This is a genomic window from Frondihabitans sp. PhB188 (genome assembly GCF_003752365.1).
GTDB lineage: Bacteria > Actinomycetota > Actinomycetes > Actinomycetales > Microbacteriaceae > Frondihabitans.
This window is the reverse complement of record NZ_RJUO01000003.1, coordinates 80178-96846: the sequence shown is the minus strand read 5'-3', so window position 1 is coordinate 96846 and position 16669 is coordinate 80178. Positions and strand designations below refer to the sequence as shown.

At 71.5% G+C, this 16669-nt stretch carries 16 protein-coding genes; 8 read left to right on the top strand and 8 right to left on the bottom strand.

Annotated features, from left to right (window positions below; translation table 11 throughout):
* Positions 1-19: 19 nt before the first annotated feature.
* Positions 20-508 carry a hypothetical protein gene (locus tag EDF46_RS09235; protein WP_148061181.1) on the top strand — a complete coding sequence of 163 codons (489 nt, stop codon included), beginning with the start codon at positions 20-22 and terminating at the stop codon, positions 506-508.
* 3 nt (positions 509-511) lie between these two features.
* Here the strand turns inward: EDF46_RS09235 and EDF46_RS09230 are convergent, their stop codons facing one another.
* On the bottom strand, positions 512-778 hold the full coding sequence (locus EDF46_RS09230; RefSeq protein WP_123506017.1) for a mycoredoxin: 267 nt from the start codon (positions 776-778) through the stop codon (positions 512-514).
* A 63-nt stretch (positions 779-841) separates the two neighbouring features.
* Here EDF46_RS09230 and EDF46_RS09225 point away from each other — a divergent pair, with 63 nt between their 5' ends.
* Positions 842-2599 carry a pyruvate dehydrogenase gene (locus tag EDF46_RS09225; RefSeq protein ID WP_123506016.1) on the top strand — a complete coding sequence of 586 codons (1758 nt, stop codon included), beginning with the start codon at positions 842-844 and terminating at the stop codon, positions 2597-2599.
* Between the two features lie 37 nt (positions 2600-2636).
* Here EDF46_RS09225 and EDF46_RS09220 read toward each other — a convergent pair whose 3' ends face one another.
* Entirely contained in the window at positions 2637-3986 is a 1350-nt protein-coding gene (locus EDF46_RS09220; protein WP_123506015.1) for a phosphotransferase, read from the bottom strand.
* A 63-nt stretch (positions 3987-4049) separates the two neighbouring features.
* On the opposite strand from EDF46_RS09220, the gene EDF46_RS09215 reads away from it, so the two are divergent.
* Positions 4050-5561, top strand: coding sequence for a CYTH and CHAD domain-containing protein (locus EDF46_RS09215; protein WP_123506014.1), 1512 nt, complete (start codon positions 4050-4052; stop codon positions 5559-5561).
* Positions 5562-5946: 385 nt separating this feature from the next.
* Here the strand turns inward: EDF46_RS09215 and EDF46_RS09210 are convergent, their stop codons facing one another.
* From EDF46_RS09210 to EDF46_RS09200, 3 genes are all read right to left on the bottom strand, one after another.
* Complete coding sequence (locus tag EDF46_RS09210) at positions 5947-6492, bottom strand: DUF1697 domain-containing protein (protein WP_123506013.1); 546 nt, start codon at positions 6490-6492, stop codon at positions 5947-5949.
* Positions 6493-6575: 83 nt separating this feature from the next.
* Complete coding sequence (locus tag EDF46_RS09205; RefSeq protein ID WP_123506012.1) at positions 6576-8696, bottom strand: S9 family peptidase; 2121 nt, start codon at positions 8694-8696, stop codon at positions 6576-6578.
* A gap of 23 nt (positions 8697-8719) precedes the next feature.
* Positions 8720-9055 (bottom strand): hypothetical protein, encoded by a 336-nt coding sequence (locus EDF46_RS09200; RefSeq protein ID WP_123506502.1) that lies wholly within the window; start codon positions 9053-9055, stop codon positions 8720-8722.
* A gap of 48 nt (positions 9056-9103) precedes the next feature.
* Here EDF46_RS09200 and EDF46_RS09195 point away from each other — a divergent pair, with 48 nt between their 5' ends.
* The gene (locus EDF46_RS09195; protein ID WP_123506011.1) at positions 9104-9601 is read left to right on the top strand and encodes an 8-oxo-dGTP diphosphatase; all 498 of its coding nucleotides are present in this window, start codon (positions 9104-9106) and stop codon (positions 9599-9601) included.
* 145 nt (positions 9602-9746) lie between these two features.
* Positions 9747-10064: a hypothetical protein gene (locus EDF46_RS09190; RefSeq protein WP_123506010.1), complete on the top strand. Its 318-nt coding sequence runs from the start codon at positions 9747-9749 to the stop codon at positions 10062-10064.
* Positions 10065-10156: 92 nt separating this feature from the next.
* On the opposite strand, the gene EDF46_RS09185 is transcribed toward EDF46_RS09190, so the two are convergent.
* Together EDF46_RS09185 and EDF46_RS09180 are read right to left on the bottom strand one after the other, a co-directional pair.
* Complete coding sequence (locus EDF46_RS09185; RefSeq protein ID WP_123506009.1) at positions 10157-10408, bottom strand: hypothetical protein; 252 nt, start codon at positions 10406-10408, stop codon at positions 10157-10159.
* Positions 10409-10436: 28 nt separating this feature from the next.
* Positions 10437-12218, bottom strand: a complete 1782-nt coding sequence (locus tag EDF46_RS09180; RefSeq protein ID WP_255410959.1) for a sodium:proton antiporter — start codon at positions 12216-12218, stop codon at positions 10437-10439.
* Between the two features lie 128 nt (positions 12219-12346).
* Between EDF46_RS09180 and EDF46_RS09175 the strand changes: the two genes are divergently transcribed.
* From EDF46_RS09175 to EDF46_RS09165, 3 genes are read left to right on the top strand one after another with little or no spacing between them, the layout of a single operon-like run.
* Positions 12347-13870: a carboxylesterase/lipase family protein gene (locus EDF46_RS09175; RefSeq protein ID WP_123506007.1), complete on the top strand. Its 1524-nt coding sequence runs from the start codon at positions 12347-12349 to the stop codon at positions 13868-13870.
* A gap of 57 nt (positions 13871-13927) precedes the next feature.
* Positions 13928-15202 (top strand): inorganic phosphate transporter, encoded by a 1275-nt coding sequence (locus EDF46_RS09170; protein WP_123506006.1) that lies wholly within the window; start codon positions 13928-13930, stop codon positions 15200-15202.
* Positions 15199-15411 (top strand): hypothetical protein, encoded by a 213-nt coding sequence (locus EDF46_RS09165; RefSeq protein ID WP_123506005.1) that lies wholly within the window; start codon positions 15199-15201, stop codon positions 15409-15411. The genes EDF46_RS09170 and EDF46_RS09165 overlap by 4 nt, the downstream gene beginning before the upstream one ends.
* Positions 15412-15420: 9 nt before the next feature.
* On the opposite strand, the gene EDF46_RS09160 is transcribed toward EDF46_RS09165, so the two are convergent.
* Positions 15421-16245 carry a hypothetical protein gene (locus tag EDF46_RS09160; RefSeq protein WP_123506004.1) on the bottom strand — a complete coding sequence of 275 codons (825 nt, stop codon included), beginning with the start codon at positions 16243-16245 and terminating at the stop codon, positions 15421-15423.
* Between the last annotated feature and the right edge of the window lie 424 nt (positions 16246-16669).

The following is a 16669-nucleotide window of genomic DNA, read 5'->3' as shown; positions in this document are numbered from 1 at the left end:
TCAGCGGATCCTGGCCGCCGTGGTCGTCGCGCTCGGTCTCGGCGGCTCCGCAGGCCTGTCTGCGGTCGGCGTCTTCGACGGCGTCCCGAACGTGCTGATCTCGCTTGCTGCTGGCGTGGCGCTTGCCAGCATCGCCGCGTGGATCCTCATGACACGCTGGCGCCCAAAGTTAACCAAGCAGGACCGCTACCGGTCGATCTCCGAATGGAATGACCCCCGACCGGCGTTCCAAGGCCTGATCCTGTCGTCGTTGGGAGCGTGCGGAATCGTGGTGGCCTTCATGATCGGGATGGTAGGTGTCGTCATCGGAAGAGAGGGTAACGGCTTCGGCGCGTTCGGCGCGCTCTTCGCGATGATGATTCCCGTGGTGAACGCTGTGACGTTCGTGAGGAGACTGGGACAGACACTGGTCTCACTACCCGAGAAGAATCCGGGGCAGGATCAGCCACGCGCCTCGAAGCCCTACCGTCAGCTCGGCACGGATCACCCCGACGACTACAAGCGCTAAGGCCTAGAGCCGCGCCTTCACCTCGGCCAGCGACGGGTTGGTCGCCGAGGTGCCGTCGGGGAAGATCACCGTCGGCACGGTCTGATTGCCGCCGTTGACGCTCTCGACGATCTCGGCGGTGCCGTCGACCTCTTCGATGTTGATCTCGTTGTAGGCGATGCCGTCTTTGGTCAGCTGCTGCTTGAGGCGCGCGCAGTAGCCGCACCAGCCGGTCGAGAACATCGTGATCGTGCCGGCCGCGGGCACGTAGTCATGGGCATTGGTGGTCATGGTCAAAGGGTACGCCGGGCGGGCCTGGAGTTGAGTGGAGATTCCGAACGAAAGGCTCACCCCATGGCTCAGACCATCGCCGACCAGCTCGTCTCCCAGCTCGTGGAGGCCGGGGTGCGTCGCATCTACGGCATCGTGGGCGACAGCCTCAACCCGGTGGTCGACGCAGTCAGACGCACCGGCGGGTCGGCGAAGGGCGGCATCGACTGGATTCACGTGCGGCACGAGGAGGCGGCCGCGTTCATGGCCTCCGCCGACGCTCAGCTGACCGGCGAGCTGGCGGTGTGCGCGGGCTCGTGCGGCCCCGGCAACCTCCACCTGATCAACGGACTCTACGACGCGCACCGCTCCGGCGGGCCCGTGCTCGCGATCGCCAGCCACATCCCCGCGAAGCAGATCGGCATGTCGTACTTCCAGGAGACCCACCCCGACCGCCTGTTCACCGAGTGCTCGGGCTACTCCGAGATGATCTCGACCGCCGAGCAGGCGCCGCGCGTGGTCGCGAGCGCGATCCGGCACACGCTGGCCGGCGACGGCGTCAGCGTCATCACGCTGCCGGGCGACATCGCGGAGTTCGAGGCGGCCGGCCATGTGCCCGCGTACGTGGCGACGAAGCCGCCGACTCTCGAGCCGAACCCCGACGACCTCCAGGCGCTCGCCGACGCCCTCAACGCGGCGAAGTCGGTGGCGCTGTTCGTCGGGGCGGGCGCGGTCGGCGAGCACGATGCCGTCGTGGAGCTGGCCGAGTTCCTGCTCGCGCCTGTCGGCCACTCGATGCGCGGCAAGGACATCGTCCAGTACGACAACCCGTTCGACGTCGGGATGACGGGTCTGCTCGGCTACGGGGCGGCGCACGCGGGCATCCACGACGCCGACGTGATGCTGATGCTCGGCACCGACTTCCCGTACGAGCAGTTCCTGCCCGACGGCGACAAGATCAAGGTCGCGCAGATCGACGCCAACGCGGCGAACATCGGCCGCCGGGTCGACGTGCACCTGCCCGTGCACGCCGAGGTGGGCCCGGCGATCCGCGCTCTGCTGCCGCTGCTGAAGCGCAAGACCAACCGCAGATTCCTCGACGGCCTGCTCAAGAAGCACCAGAAGCTCATGACCGGCGTCGTCGGCTCGTACACGAAGGACGCCACCAAGATCGTGCCGATCCACCCCGAGTTCGCCGCCTCGCTGGTCGACCAGGCCGCCTCGGACGACGCGATCTTCACGGCCGACACCGGCATGTCGAACGTCTGGAGCGCCCGCTACCTGACGCCCAACGGCCGACGTCGCATCATCGGCTCGTACCTGCACGGCTCGATGGCCAACGCTCTGCCGCAGGCCGTCGGCGCCGCCTTCGCCTATCCGGGCCGCCAGGTCGTGTCGATGTCGGGCGACGGCGGGCTCTCCATGCTGCTCGGCGAGCTCGTGACCGTCGCCGCCTACAAGGTGCCGGTCAAGATCGTCGTGTTCAACAACTCGACGCTCGGTCTGGTCAAGGTCGAGATGCTCGTCGCAGGGCTGCCGGACTTCGGCGTCGACGTGCCCCCGACCGACTACGCGGCCGTCGCTCGGGCCCTCGGGATCCACGCTGTCCGGGTCGAGGACCCGGGCGACCTCGAGACCGCCCTCGAGGCCGCCTTCGAGCACGACGGACCCGCCCTCGTCGACATCGTCACCGACCCGCGCGCCCTCTCGCTGCCGCCGACCATCACCGGCACGCAGCTCAAGGGCTTCGCGCTGGCGATGTCGAAGGTCGTGATGAACGGCGGCGCCGGCGAGGCGGTCGCCATGGCGCGCTCGAACCTGCGCAACATCCCGAAGCCCTAGAGCCCGGGCGCAGGAACTGCGTGCCCGCCGCCGACCCTCAGGCCGCGGGCGCGCTCCGCGCCACCAGCCGCCCGATCGCCCCGAGCGGGATCCCGATCCAGTCGGGGCGGTTGCGCGACTCGTAGATGGCCTCGTAGACGGCCTTGTCGATCTCGAACGCGTCGAGGAGCGCGCGCTGCTGGCGCACGTCCGCGCCCGACGCCTCGACGTATCCGTCGACGAAGGCCCGGCGGGCGGCCGACGCCCAGGCGGTCGCGTCGATGCGGGGGCGCTCCTGCGCCAGCGACCCGGCGACATAGTCGAACGAGCGCAGCATGCCCGCGACGTCGCGCAGCGGCACGTCGGGGCGCGAGCGCTCGGGCATCGGCCGGAGCGGCTCACCCTCGAAGTCGAGCAGGATCCAGCCGCGCTCGGGTGACTGGAGCGCCTGGCCGAGGTGCAGGTCGCCGTGGATCCGCTGCAGATCGGGCCAGTGGAGGTCGGTCACGGAGTCGTAGACGGCCTCGATGGCGGCGCGGTACTCCGCGACGGCGGGGACCTCGCGGGAGGCCGTCGCGATCCTGCGTCGCATGCTGGCGAGGGCGCCCTCGACCTCGGCGGGCCCGGCCGGGGTCGTCCCCAGGCGCTCGGCGAGGGTGTGGTGCACCTCGGCGGTGGCCTTGCCGAGCGCATGCGCCTGCTCGGAGAAGTCGTGGCCGTAGCGAGCGGCTTCGAGCGCGACGCGCCAGGCGTCCTCCGACCCGTCAAGGAACTCCTGCGCGAAGGCGAGGTGCCCGTGCGCCACGCCCTCGTCGCGGCCCGGGTCGGTCCAGCTCGCCGTGACGAAGCCGAACGACGACGGAACACGCGTCGAGCCTCCGGCAGTCAGCGCCGCCTGCGAGGTGACGTCGGGGTTCTCGCCGTGGTGCAGCACGCGGAAGACCTTCGCGATGACCTTCGAGACCGGCCCGTCGACGTCGTAGATGATCGACGTGTTCGACTGCTCGCCTTCGAGCACCCGCGTCCGCACGACCCGCCCCGGGTCCTGGAGCAGCACGCCGTCGGCCGTGAGGTCGGAGCCGTCGACATGACTCTGCTGGGCCATCGTGGTCAGGAGGCCGCGCGCGTAGATCGGGTCGCGCGGGCCGTCGTAGAGGTAGTAGCCGTCGCTCGAACCGATGAACGCGTTGTCGCCACCGGGCAGCGGCGCCGTCCGGGCGACCATCGGCACCTGATAGAGGACCGGCTGCAGCGGGGCCTCGTCGATCACCAGCAGGGTCATGACGAGGGTGTCCTCGACCATGGTCTCCATGCTGCCGATCACGCGGATGTTCGGAGTGGCACCCTTCGTGGCATACCAGCGCTGACGCGCCATCCAACCGGGGAACGACGGGGCAACAGTGCTCATGCCTCGCACAATACGCCCGGGTCCTTGCACGCGGCCTTCACCCGCATCCGATAGACAGGGTGAATGAGCACCCAGCAGATCGAGATCGAGCGCAAGTACGACGTCGGCACCGATGTGAGGGTGCCGGCCCTCGAGGGCGTGGGCCCGATCGCGACCGTGAGGCCCGACGAGCCCGTGAGCCTGCGCGCCGTCTACTACGACACCGCCGAGCACCTCCTCCTCGCGAACCGCGTCACCCTCCGCCGCCGCGAGGGCGGCCACGACGAGGGCTGGCACGTGAAGCTGCCGGCGGGCGGCGGCGCTCGCCGTGAGGTGCACGCGCCGCTGGGTTCCGCCGACGCGGGGGTGCCCGCTGAGATCCGCCGCCGGGTCGAGGCGATCCTGCGCGGTCGCCCTCTTCACCCGGTGCTCCTGCTCGAGACGACCCGCACCGCCACCGCGCTTCTGGACCCGGACGGTCAGCCGCTGGCCGAGCTCGCCGATGACGAGGTCACGGCGACCAACCCCGACACGGCCTCGATCCGCTCCTGGCGCGAGTGGGAGGTCGAGCTGGCACCCGGCGTCGATCGGGCCGACGGCGAGGCGCTCCTCGACGAGGTCGGCGACGTGCTCGAAGCCGCCGGCGCATCCGTCTCGGCCTCGAAGTCGAAGCTCGCGCGCGGCCTCGGCGATCTGCCCGGCCTCGCCGCCGCCGTGCCGGCCCCTGCCGAGGCCCCGCTCGATCCCGACGACGGAACCGCCGGCGCCTTCGTGATGACCCGCGTCGCCGACCTCGTCGCCCGCATCGTCGCGCTCGACCCCTCCGCCCGCGACGACGAGGAGGACGCCGTCCACCAGTACCGCACGACCCTCCGTCGCCTCCGCAGCGTGCTTCGCGTGTACCGCGGCGTCGTCGATGCCGAGACGACAGCCGCGCTCGACGAGAGGCTGGCCGTGATCGGAGCGGCCGCGGGCGCCGTGCGCGATGCCGAGGTCGCCGAGCAGCAGCTCGCTGTGGACCTCGCCGAGGCCCCGCAGGGCTTCGTCTCTCACGATGTGGCAGGCAGAATCCGGGCGCAGTTCCGCGAGCAGGCCGTCGACGCCCGCTACCGCCTCGAGATCGCCATGACCGACACCTCGTACTTCGAGCTCCTCGACCAGCTGGAGGCGCTGCCGCGCGAGACTCCGGACGGCCCCTCGGCCGACAAGTCGGCGGCCAAGTACGCCGCCGCCCGCATCGCCAAGGAGTCGAAGCGGGCGCGCCGCGGCGCCAGGGCGGCCGCGGCCATCGACGCGTTCGACGTCGTGCCGGTGCACCGGGCCCGCAAGGCGGGTCGTCGCCTGCGCTACGGCATCGAGGCCCAGAGGTCTGCTGAGCTCAAGGGCGGCGTCAGCCCGAAGGCGGCGCACGCGATCCAGCGCGTGCTCGGCGAGGCGCTCGACGCCCACGCGGCCATGGAGCGGTACCGCACCGTGGCCGACACCGCCCGATGGGCCGAGGAGGACACCTTCGGCTACGGCGTGCTCGCCACGGTCGCGCTCGGCCGCCGCGACGCCGCCTTCGCCCGCCTCCCCAAGCTCGCCGAGAAGCTCTAGCGCGGACACCCCTCGCGGGACGGGACCCTCGCGCTGGCCGGCGCCTCGCTGGCCGACCGAGCGGGGGGCCCGCGCGCCCACACGCAGCGGCTCGCCGTGCGAAAGAGTGCCGCGGCCTCGGGGTTTGCTCAGGAGCCCCAACTGGGTTCGCGCGACCTCACGCGAACCCGCAGATGCCGCAAACGGAAGCCCGGGGCACTTCCGTCTGGAGACGCTTTCCCTGGGCGTGAATTCACGCGCAGGGAAAGCGGCTCTGGAGAAGATCCCCTGATCCCGTGGCCCCGTGGCCCCGTGGCCCCGACGCCGTGGCCCCTGAGCATGTGGTCGCCGACACCGCGGGGCGGGCTGCACATCGGGCCGGGCGGCGCGCTGCTCTCGGAGCGGCTCAGGCGCGCGCGTCGAGCAGCGCGACCAGCTTCTGGACCGTGGCGTCGTTGCGCGCGGTCACGGTCACGCCGAGTCCGCGCCACCACGCGGCCGGGACCTTCGTGGCGAGCTGTCCGTCGGGAAGCCACTGGTAGACGGCGGTCGCGGTCAGCGCGAGCTCTTCGGGCGCGAGCGCGGCCGGGTCGGGCACCTGCGACGTGGGATCGAGGGGTGCCGCGGGGAAAGCGATGCTCACGCGATTGCCGGGTCGGCCCGCGGCGCGCAGGGGACAGGCCTCGGCGACGGCGCGGAAGGCGTCGCCGGAGACGACGATCACCTCGCTGTCGACGCCGGTGCGCTCGCGCACTGCCCCGCGAATGGCATCCGCGCTCGGGCCGGCCTCGGCGCAGGTGTCGTAGACCACGTTGCCGCTGTTCAGCAGGGTCTTCACGTCCGTGCCTCCGAGGGACTCGACGGCCGCGCGCAGCTCGGCCATCGGCACCCGCTTGGCGGTTCCGACGTTGATGCCCCGCAGGAGCGCGACCCAGCTGCGCGTGTCGCTCACGGCCGAGCCGCCCCGGCCTCGACGCGCGCCGCACGCGACCCGGTCCCGATCACGACGCAGTCCCGCTCACGACGCAGTCCCGCTCACGACGCCAGCCCCAGCACCTCGAGCAGCCAGGCGATCTCGAAGGCGCGCTCGCGCCACGATTCGTAGCGGCCCGAGACGCCGCCGTGTCCGGCCTGCATCTCGATCTTCATCGTGGCGGGAGCACCGGCGTCGCGGAGGCGTGCCACCCACTTCGCCGGCTCGACGTAGAGCACCCGGGTGTCGTTGAAGCTCGTCACCGCGAGGATCTTCGGGTAGGCGCTGGCGTCGTCGGCCACGTTCTCATAGGGCGTGTACGTCGCCATGTAGTCGTACACGTCGGGATCGTGCAGGGGGTCGCCCCACTCGTCCCACTCGATCACCGTCAGGGGCAGATCGGGATCGAGGATGGACGTGAGCGCGTCGACGAACGGCACTGCTGCCAGGATCCCGGCGAACCGGTCGGGGGCCAGGTTGGCGACGGCGCCCATGAGGAGCCCGCCGGCGCTGCCGCCCTCGGCGACCAGCAGCTGCGGGGTCGTGCGGCCCTCGGAGATCAGGTGGTCGGCCGCGGCGACGAAGTCGGTGAACGTGTTGCGCTTCGTCAGCGTCTTGCCGTTCTCGTACCACTCGCGGCCCATCTCTCCGCCGCCGCGGACGTGCGCGACGGCGAACACGACGCCGCGGTCGAGGAGCGAGAGCCGGGCGACGCTGAAGCCCGGGTCGATGCTGTGCTCGTACGACCCGTACCCGTAGAGGTGCACCGGCGCGGGCTGACCCGGCGCGACCAGGCCCTTCTTCCAGACCAGGGAGACGGGCACCAGGGTGCCGTCGCCGGCCGTGGCCCACTCGCGGGCCTGGTCGTAGTCGGCGGGGGAGTAGTCGCCGAGCACGATCTGCTGCTTGAGGGTGGTGCGAGTTCCTGCGCGGACATCGAGGTCGAGCACCGTCGCCGGCGTCACGAACGACGAGAACCCGAACCGCGCCGTCGCCTGGGTGAACTCGGGGTTGCCCGACCAGCCCGCCGTGAACAGGGCCTCGTCGAACTCGAGCACGTCGAGGTCGCCGTAGCCGGAGCCGTCGCCGGGCAGGCGCACGATGGCGATCTGCGAGAGGCCGTCGGCGCGGAAGTCGACGAGCAGGTGGCCGGTGAAGGCCTCGACCGACTCGAGTCGCCGGGCCGGGTCGTGGGCGAGGACCACGCGGCGGTCGCTGGTCGACTGCGGGTCGTCGGCCGGCACGTCGATCAGCTCGAAGCCGATGGCGCCCTCGTTGTGGAGGATCAGCAGGCGGTCGCTGCCGTCGACGATCGCGTGATCGATCTCGTACTCGACGCCCTCGCGGCGCGGCCAGACGACGCGGAAGTCGCCGACGGGGTCGGCTGCGTCGAGGATCCAGGTCTCGCTCGTGATCTTCGAGCCCGCCTCGATGAGGAGGTACTGCTTGCTTCGCGTGAGGCCGACGCCGATCCAGTAGCGGTCGTCGGGCTCGTGGAAGATCGAGACGTCGGCCTCCGTCGACCCGACGCGGTGGCGCCAGATGGTGTCGGGGCGCCACGACTCGTCGACGGTCGGGTAGAAGAGGTAGCGGCCCGAGGCGTCGAAGGTTGCGCCGGGGGCGGTCTCGGCGATCTCGTCGGCCAGGTCGGCGCCGGTCTCCAGATCGCGGACGCGCAGCGTGTACCGCTCGGAGCCGTCGGTGTCGACGGCGTACGCCAGCAGGCCGCCGTCGGGCGAGACGTCGAAGCTGCCGAGCGAGAAGAAGTCGTGGCCCTCCGCCTCGATGTTGCCGTCGAAGATGACCTGCTCGCCGGCGGCGGGGGCGCCGGGCTCGATGGTCGGCGGGGTCCAGTCGTCGGTGCCCGTGATCGGCAGGCGGCACTGGATGCCGTACTGCTTGCCCTCGGCCGTGCGGGAGTAGTACCAGTAGCCGCCCTCGCGGGTCGCGACGCCGAGGTCGGTCTCCTGGACGCGGCCCTTGATCTCTTCGAAGATCGTCTCGCGAAGGCCCTCGAGGTGGCGGTTCTCGAGCTCCGTGAAGGCGTTCTCGGCCTCGAGGTGCGTGACCACCTCCGGGTTCTGCTTCTCGCGGAGCCACTCGTAGTCGTCGATGAACTCGCGACCGTGGTGACGACGGGTGATGGGCTTCTTGGGGGCGTGCGGTGCCTCTGGTGCTGCCATGATCAAAGCCTAGTGACGCCGGGCTAGAGGTGGCCCGCGTCTTCCAGCTTGCCCATCAGCAGCCAGACGGCCCGCGAGAGCTCGGGGTGCCACAGGGCGATCCGGCGCAGGAACTCCAGCTCGCCGCCCAGGCTCATGCCCGAGCTGGCCCCCGCCCCGGCGTGCCCGAACGCGTCCGCCCTCAGCGAGATCACGACCTGCTCGTCGACCGTCGGCAGCTCCGGGATGACCTCCCACGGGTCTTCGCCAGCGCGGCAGCGCAGCTCGATGAGCGTGCGGAGCTCGTCGTGGGCCTCAGCGCGCAGCACCTCCAGGCTGCGGCCGGCCCCCGAGAACTCGGGTGCGTCCGTGGAATCCATCTCGACAAGGCTACGCCCGTGCCGCTGGTGGCCTGCCATCCTGGACGCATGATCTCCGACCTGCGCCGCGTCTGCGTGGCCTACCTCCTCCGCGAGCACCAGGGCCGATCGCAGGTGCTCCTCGGCCGCAAGAAGCGCGGCCTCGGCGAGGGGCGGTTCGTCGGCCTCGGCGGCAAGTTCGAGGAGGGCGAGACCGAGCGCGAGGCCATCGTGCGCGAGATCGAGGAGGAGGCGGGCGTCGTGGTCGACCCCGCCGACCTCGACCGGCGCGGCGATCTGCACTACTTCTTCCCGGCCCGGCCGGCCTGGAGCCAGCGGTCGACGGTATTCGTCGTCACCCGCTGGGCCGGCGATCCGTCCCCCAGTGACGAGCTCGACCCCGAGTGGTTCGATCTCGACTCCGTGCCGCTCGACGAGATGTGGGACGACGCGAAGGCGTGGCTCCCCGGGGTACTCCTCGGGGGACACGTCTCGAGCGAGTTCGTCTTCGCCGACGACCTCGCGAGCGTGGCCTCGCACCGGACGGTTCCGTCCGGAACAGCGTAGATTCAGGCGTGTCCCCCCGGATGGGTGCCACCACGAAAGGGGGACGCGTCCGATCTGATCACTCACTAGATTCGATGTAGAGCCACCCGCCGGGTGACAAACGCATCGGGACAGATGCACGACCAAGCATTGCTGAGGGAGCATCATGAGCACGTTCGACAGCAGGATCGCGAACAACGTCCACCTTTCGACGGACACGAACCGTACCCCGGGGGTCGCCGCCAACCATGTCGGCTGGGTCGCCGCTCTCGTCTGGCCCGCTGTCTGGACCGCAGTCGTCGCAGGCAGCCTCCTCGGCTCCGAGGGCACCCTCCTCTTCTGGGCAGGCGTCGTCGGCGTGCTCGCCATGTTCGCCCGGCAGGCCGTGAAGGTCGCCCGGCGCAACGTGCGCCGCGCCAACTTCATCATCGACAACGCGCCGTTCGAGCGTGTCGCCCAGCCGTACGAGCGCCACTCGGCCTGAGGCCCTCCGCACTTCTCTCCACACGCAGACGCACCGCCCGGATCCCTCCCGGTCGGTGCGTTTCTGCGTGGAGCAGGTGTCAGGCGCTCGGCTCAGCCGTTGAGCGGGGTCTCGACGTCTCGCGAGCCGTCGGGTGTCGCCCGCATGACCGGGCGCACGAAGAAGTCGATGATTCCGAAGAGCACGGCGCCCATGAAGGCGACGATCGCGAAGCTGTCGAAGAGACGCGCCGTGTCGCCGCCGTTGCCCGCGAGCGAGATCGAGAGGACGTAGAGGACGACCGCGCCGACGACGAAGACGGCGACCAGGGCGAGGAGCAGGCGGTGCAGCTGAAGACGTGTCACGGGCCCAGGATACGCCGCCGCCGAGGGGTCACGAGCGGGTGCGCGCGACCGCCGACGTGTCCATCGCGAGCTCCTCGGCGTCGAGGCCGAGGAGCACGCGCCGCATCACCTCTTCGTCGAGGTTGCCGGCATCGCGCTCCCGCAGCACGACCTCGCGCCGCTTCTGCAGCAGCTCGCGCCGGATGCTCGCCAGCGCTCGAGCGTTGTTGCGCGTGGGGCGCGCCAGCGTCGGATCGGGCGTGATGTCCGGGATCGCGATGTGCGGGGTCGACCGCATGTCGGAGCCGCGCTCCGGCGACGGAGGCTCGACCTCCTCGGCGTCCGAGTCGGCTTCGGCTGCGGCGTCGCTGTCTTCGCGCAGCCCCTGGCGGAAGGCCTGGTCCTGCCGCTGGAGACGCTCCTTGAGGATGGTGATGCCGCGGTCGATCGGCTCCTCGCCCCACTCGTCGGCCCACGCGGCGCGACGGGTGTCGAGGTACTCGATGGCCTCCTGCGTGCTGTTGGACACCAGGCGCAGCTCGGCCTGCACGTCGCGCTCGTTCTGCTCAAGGTCTTGCACGCCGAGGCGTCGGATCATCCAGGGCAGCGTCAGGCCCTGGAGCAGGAGCGTGCCGACTGTCACGACGAACGCGATGAGGAACATGACGTCACGGGCGGGTACCTCTCGGCCGGAGTCCGTCATGACGGGGATCGAGACGGCGGCAGCGAGGGTGACCACACCGCGCATGCCCGTCCACGACAGCACGAGCAGCTGCCGCCAGGACAGCTTCGGATCGCGGCGACCCCAGAGCAGACGTCGGACCCGGGCCTTGCGGAACCGGCGGAACCGCACGTAGACGAACCGCCGCATGCCGCGCGACCAGTAGTAGGTGACGAAGATGAAGATCGGTCTGACGACGATCACGACTCCGAGCACGACGAACGCGACGCCGACGCTCTGGCCCAGATCGCGGCCGCTCTCCGTGACGTCGTTGACGACCGTCGAGAGCTGCAGGCCGATCAGCGCGAACACGAAGCCCTCGAGCGTGACGTCGGCGGCGGCCCAGATGGGGCGCTCCTGGAGGCGCGACGCGTAGCCCGCCTTGGGCGAGTTGTAGCCGACGTAGAGCCCGGCGGCCACGACCGCCAGCACGCCCGAGCCCTGGAGCTGCTCGGCCGTGATGTACGCGAGGAACGGCAGGATCAGGCCGATCACGATTTCGACTACGGGGTCTTTGACGTGGATGCGCAGGTAGTGCGCCAGCACGCCCAGCACCAGGCCCACGCCGACGCCCACCCCGATCGCGAGGCCGAAGATGCCGAGGCCCTGCCATCCGGTCAGGGCGGCTCCGCCGACGATCGCGAGGAACACCTTCACCAGGGTCAGCGATGCGGCGTCGTTGATGAGGCTCTCGCCCGAGATCACGGCCATCATCTTGCGGGGCAGCCCCAGCTTGCGGCCGATGGACGCGGCCGACACGGCGTCGGGCGGGGCCACCACGGCGCCGACGAGGATCGCCGCCGGCAGCGACATGTCGGGGATCAGCACGTAGGCGATCCAGCCGACGACGAGCGCGGTCACGATGACGAGGAAGATGCCGAGCCGCCGGATCTGCACGAGGCTCTCGCGGAAGTTCTGGAACGACACGTCGAGCGAGGCCGAGTAGAGCAGCGGCGGCAGGATGACGGTGAGGATCACCTCGGAGTCGATCTCGATCTCGGGCAGCCCGGGGATGAACGACACCAGGAGCGCGACGGCGACGACGAGCAGGGGCGCGGGCAGGCCTCGCCAGCGGGCGAACGCGGTCACCGCGAGCGAGCCCGCGAGCAGAAGGAGGAGTTCGAGGAGTTCCAGGGCGGATCCATCCGTCAGGCCGTGAAGCAGGGGATCACCATTCTGCCAGGCTCCGCCCAGGCGACACCTGTGCCCCGACTCGCTTCCGCGCCTAGCCTTGGAACGTGATTCAGCGGACGACGACCTCGGGGGCGGTCCGCGGCGTGGCGGAGCGCGACGTGCTCGCGTGGCGGGGCATCCCGTACGCCGAGCCGCCCGTGGGCGAGTTGCGGTTCAGGGCGCCGCGGGTTCCTGCGCCCTGGAGCGGCGTCCGCGCCGCACGGCACTTCGGCCCGGCAGCACCGCAGGATCGCGGGCAGTTCGTCGGCATCGACGCCACGACGCCTCAGAGCGAGGACTGCCTCACGATCAACGTCGTCGCTCCAGGCGGCTCGCGACCCGGCGCCGGCCTGCCGGTCATGGTCTACATCCACGGCGGGGCGTACGCCGTGGGGTCGTCGCGCGAGTTCCCGCGGCAGGGCGAGGCGCTGGTGCGCGAGGGCGGCATCGTCTACGTGTCGTTCAACTACCGCCTCGGAGGGCTCGGCTACGTCGACTTCTCGGCCTGGTCGACGCCCGAGCGCCCGATCGAGTCGAACCTGGGCCTGCGCGACCAGCTGCACGCGCTCGAGTGGGTGCGCGACAACATCGCGGCGTTCGGCGGCGACCCCGAGCAGGTCACCGTGTGCGGCGAGTCGGCGGGGGCGAACGCCGTGACGACGCTGATGGCCGTGCCCCGGGCGGAGGGCCTGTTCCGCGCCGCGATCGCGCAGTCGTCGCCGGCCAACGCCATCTACGAGCCCGAGGTGACCGAGAGGTGGGCGGGCGACTTCCTCGAGATCCTCAGCCGCGTCGTGCGCGACGACGACCTGGAGTCGACCTCGTACGAAGACGCGCCGGCCCTGCTGCAGAGCGCGTCGACGCAGGCGATCGTGCGCGCGACGGCGAGGCTCTTCCTCCGGACGCCCGACGACGTGCCCGGGTCGATCTTCCTGTCGCCCGTGATCGACGGCGAGATCCTGCCGGAGCGCCCGCTCGATGCGTTCAAGGCGGGGCGCGCCCACCGGGTGCCGCTGATCATCGGCACCAACGACCGCGAGGGCTCCGTGTTCACGGGGCGCCGCGACATCCTGGCGACGACGCCGCTGCGCATCCGGTCGATCTTCGCCAACACGAAGAAGAAGGCCCGGAAGGCGATCACCGCTCAGTACCCGGGGCTGCCGTCGCGGCCCGCGGCGCTCGACTTCGGCGGCGACTTCTCGTTCTGGTTCCCGACGGTGAAGGTCGCCGAGCGGCACGCCCGGTTCGCGAAGGTGTTCTTCTACCGGTTCGACATCGCGCCGCGCATCCTGAGGGCGGCCGGCGTCGACGCGTTCCACGGGCTCGACCTCTACGCGCTCTTCGACCGGATGGACTCGGCGTTCGGCTTCGCCATGTCGGCGCTCGGCGGGCGACGCGCGTTCCAGCTCGCGGCCCGGCGGATGCGCCGCCGGTGGCTCGAGTTCGTGACGACCGGCGACGTGGCCGACTGGCCGTCGTACGACCCGTTCCGGCGCCGGACGCTCATCATCGACAAGGCCGACCGCGTCGAGTTCGACCCGCGGGGCGAGCGCCGCCGGGTCTGGCAGTCGTTCGTGCCGCACATCTGACCCGGTTCGTTCACCTGGCGTTTGACGCGCGTTCATCGGACTGGAAGAGTGACGGCGGTGGATCTCACAGTCATAGTCGTCCTGGTCATCGTGTTGGCCGTCTTCTTCGACTTCACAAACGGCTTTCATGACACGGCCAACGCGATGGCCACGCCGATCGCGACCGGGGCGCTGAGGCCCCGGGTGGCGGTCACCGTCGCCGCGCTCCTCAATCTGGTCGGCGCGTTCCTCTCGACCGAGGTCGCCAAGACGATCTCGGGCGGGATCATCCGCGAGGGTCCGGGCGGCGTCGAGATCACGCCGACGATGATCTTCGCCGGCCTCATCGGCGCCGTGATCTGGAACATGATCACCTGGCTCCGCGGCCTTCCGTCGTCGTCGTCGCACGCGCTCTTCGGCGGGCTCATCGGCGCGGCGCTCGTCGGGGCCGGGACGGGCTCGGTCGACTTCGGAGTCGTGCTCTCGAAGGTCGTGCTGCCGGCGTTCCTGGCGCCTCTCGTCGCCGGGCTCGTGGCCTTCACCGCGACGCGCCTCGCCTACCGGATCACGCGCCGGCCGGTCGGCAAGAACCAGCGCGGCGGCTTCCGAGTCGGGCAGATGTTCACGTCGTCGCTGGTGGCCCTGGCGCACGGAACGAACGACGCCCAGAAGACGATGGGCGTCATCACGCTGGCCCTGATCGCCGGCGGCTTCCTCGACACCGGGGCCAGCCCGCCGTTCTGGGTGATCCTCGTCTGCGCCCTCGCCATCGCGCTCGGCACCTACACCGGCGGCTGGCGGATCATCCAGACGATGGGCGGCGGCCTCACCGACATCAAGGCGACGCAGGGCTTCTCGGCCGAGGCGTCCACCGCCGCCACCGTGCTCGCGTCGAGCCACCTCGGCTTCGCCCTGTCGACGACCCAGGTGTCATCGGGATCGATCATCGGCGCCGGCCTCGGCCGCCGCGGCGGTGTCATTCAGTGGGGCACGGCGAGCAAGATCGTGATCGCCTGGTTCATCACGCTGCCGGCGGCCGGTCTCGTCGGCGCCGCCTGCGAGCTGATCGCCCGCGCGGGGACCATCGGCCTCGTCATCGACGCCCTCCTCGGAGCCGGCGTCATCGTGGCCATCTTCGTCGCGTCGCGCCGCAAGCCCGCCGAGCAGTCCAACGCACTCGAGGTCGACGTCGCCATGAACTCCGTCCTCACCCGGCAGGAGCGCCGGGCCCGCGCGAAGAAGCGCGGCGACGAGATGCTGGCCGAGCGACGCCGCATGAGCGACGAGTCGTCGCTCTTCGAGATGGGTGCCGACGACGCCGTCGACGTGCCGGCCGAAGGAGGATCCCGATGATCGACTGGGGAGCATTCGTCGTCGTCGCGCTCGTCTCGCTGGTGTCGGCGGCCGCGCTCGTGAGCCTGTACGCCGCCGGGCTCCGCCTCCTGGCCGTCGAAGGACCGGTCCGGGTGGCCCGTGCCGGCGCCTACGGCTGCTTCGTCGTGTGCGGGCTCGGCGTGCTGTTCGGGATCTACCTCATCGTTCCGGCGTTCCACGGCGGCTGACCCGCCGGGTCACTCGATGGCGACCGCCACGGCGCCCCCGTTGACGAGCACCTCGAACGTCCCGGCGCGCGTGGTCTGCGTGAACACGTAGCGGTCGACCATGGCGCGATCGGCGGGCACGCACGTCACCTGGTCCGTGACGTTGTCGAACGTGCCGACGAAGCAGAGCTGCTGGGGGTTCTCGCCGGTCCCGAGCCAGAGGCGCCACCGCTCGCGGGTCGCGCTGGCCCTGGGGTCGTCGTCGTAGAGCAGCCTGCTCGACCGGGCGTCGACGTCGCCGCGGAGCGCGGTCGGCAGGGCGTCGGTTTGCACCTGCACCCGGCCGAGGGCCCGGGTGATGACCGACACCGTCAGCGGTGCGTCGGCGGTGATGGTCGGGCTCGGCGTCGGCGCGGCCGTGCCCGGGCGCAGCGTCGCGCCGGCCGTCGTCGCCGCGATCCCGAGGCCGAACGCCGCCACGGCGACGCCGGCGAGCAGAGCGCCGGTGCGGCGCGCCGACGGCCGACGCAGCGCCGCCGGCGCGGTGGCGGGCGCGGGCACGGAGTTCGGGGCGGTCGCGGGCGCGGGCACGGAGTTCGGGGCGGTCGCGGGCGCGGGCACGGAGTCCGGGGCGGGCGCGTGCGCGTGCGCGTGCGCGGGCACCGTATCCGGCGCGGCGGCGGGCATGGAGTCGAGGTCGCGGAGGGCCCGCGCGGCGGTGGCCGACTCGGCGGGCGTGGCATCGGGGGAGTACGCCACCTCGATCAGCCGGCGGCGGGCGGCGTCGCGGTCGTCGGCCGCCGGGCCGTCGGCGTCGCCGGGGCCCGGGTCACGCTCCGCCTCGCCTCGTGCCACCGTCGGCCTCCCGTTCTCGTCCCGCGCCGAGCGTAACCCCGGCGGCCCGGCGGAGTTGCGCGCCGCCGCTCCCCGCCGGTCCGCCCCCCCCCCCGCCGAATCGGCAGGCTCCCTCCGGCGCGACGGCGGGGCTGAGCCGGATCGGCGGGGTGCCCGCCCCGGTCCGGCGGTGTCGAGCCGAATCGGCGGTGTCGGGCCGACCCGGCGGTGCCGGGGCCGCCCCCGCCGAATCGGCAGGCTCCCTCCGGCGCGACGGCGGGGCTGAGCCGGGTCGGCGGGGTGCCCGGCCCGGTTCGGCGGTGTCGAGCCGAATCGGCGGTGTCGGGCCGATCCGGCGGTGCCGGGACCGCCCCCGCCGAATCGGCACACTCCCTCCGGCGCGACGGCGGGGCTGAGCCGGATCGGCGGGGTGCCCGGCCCGGTC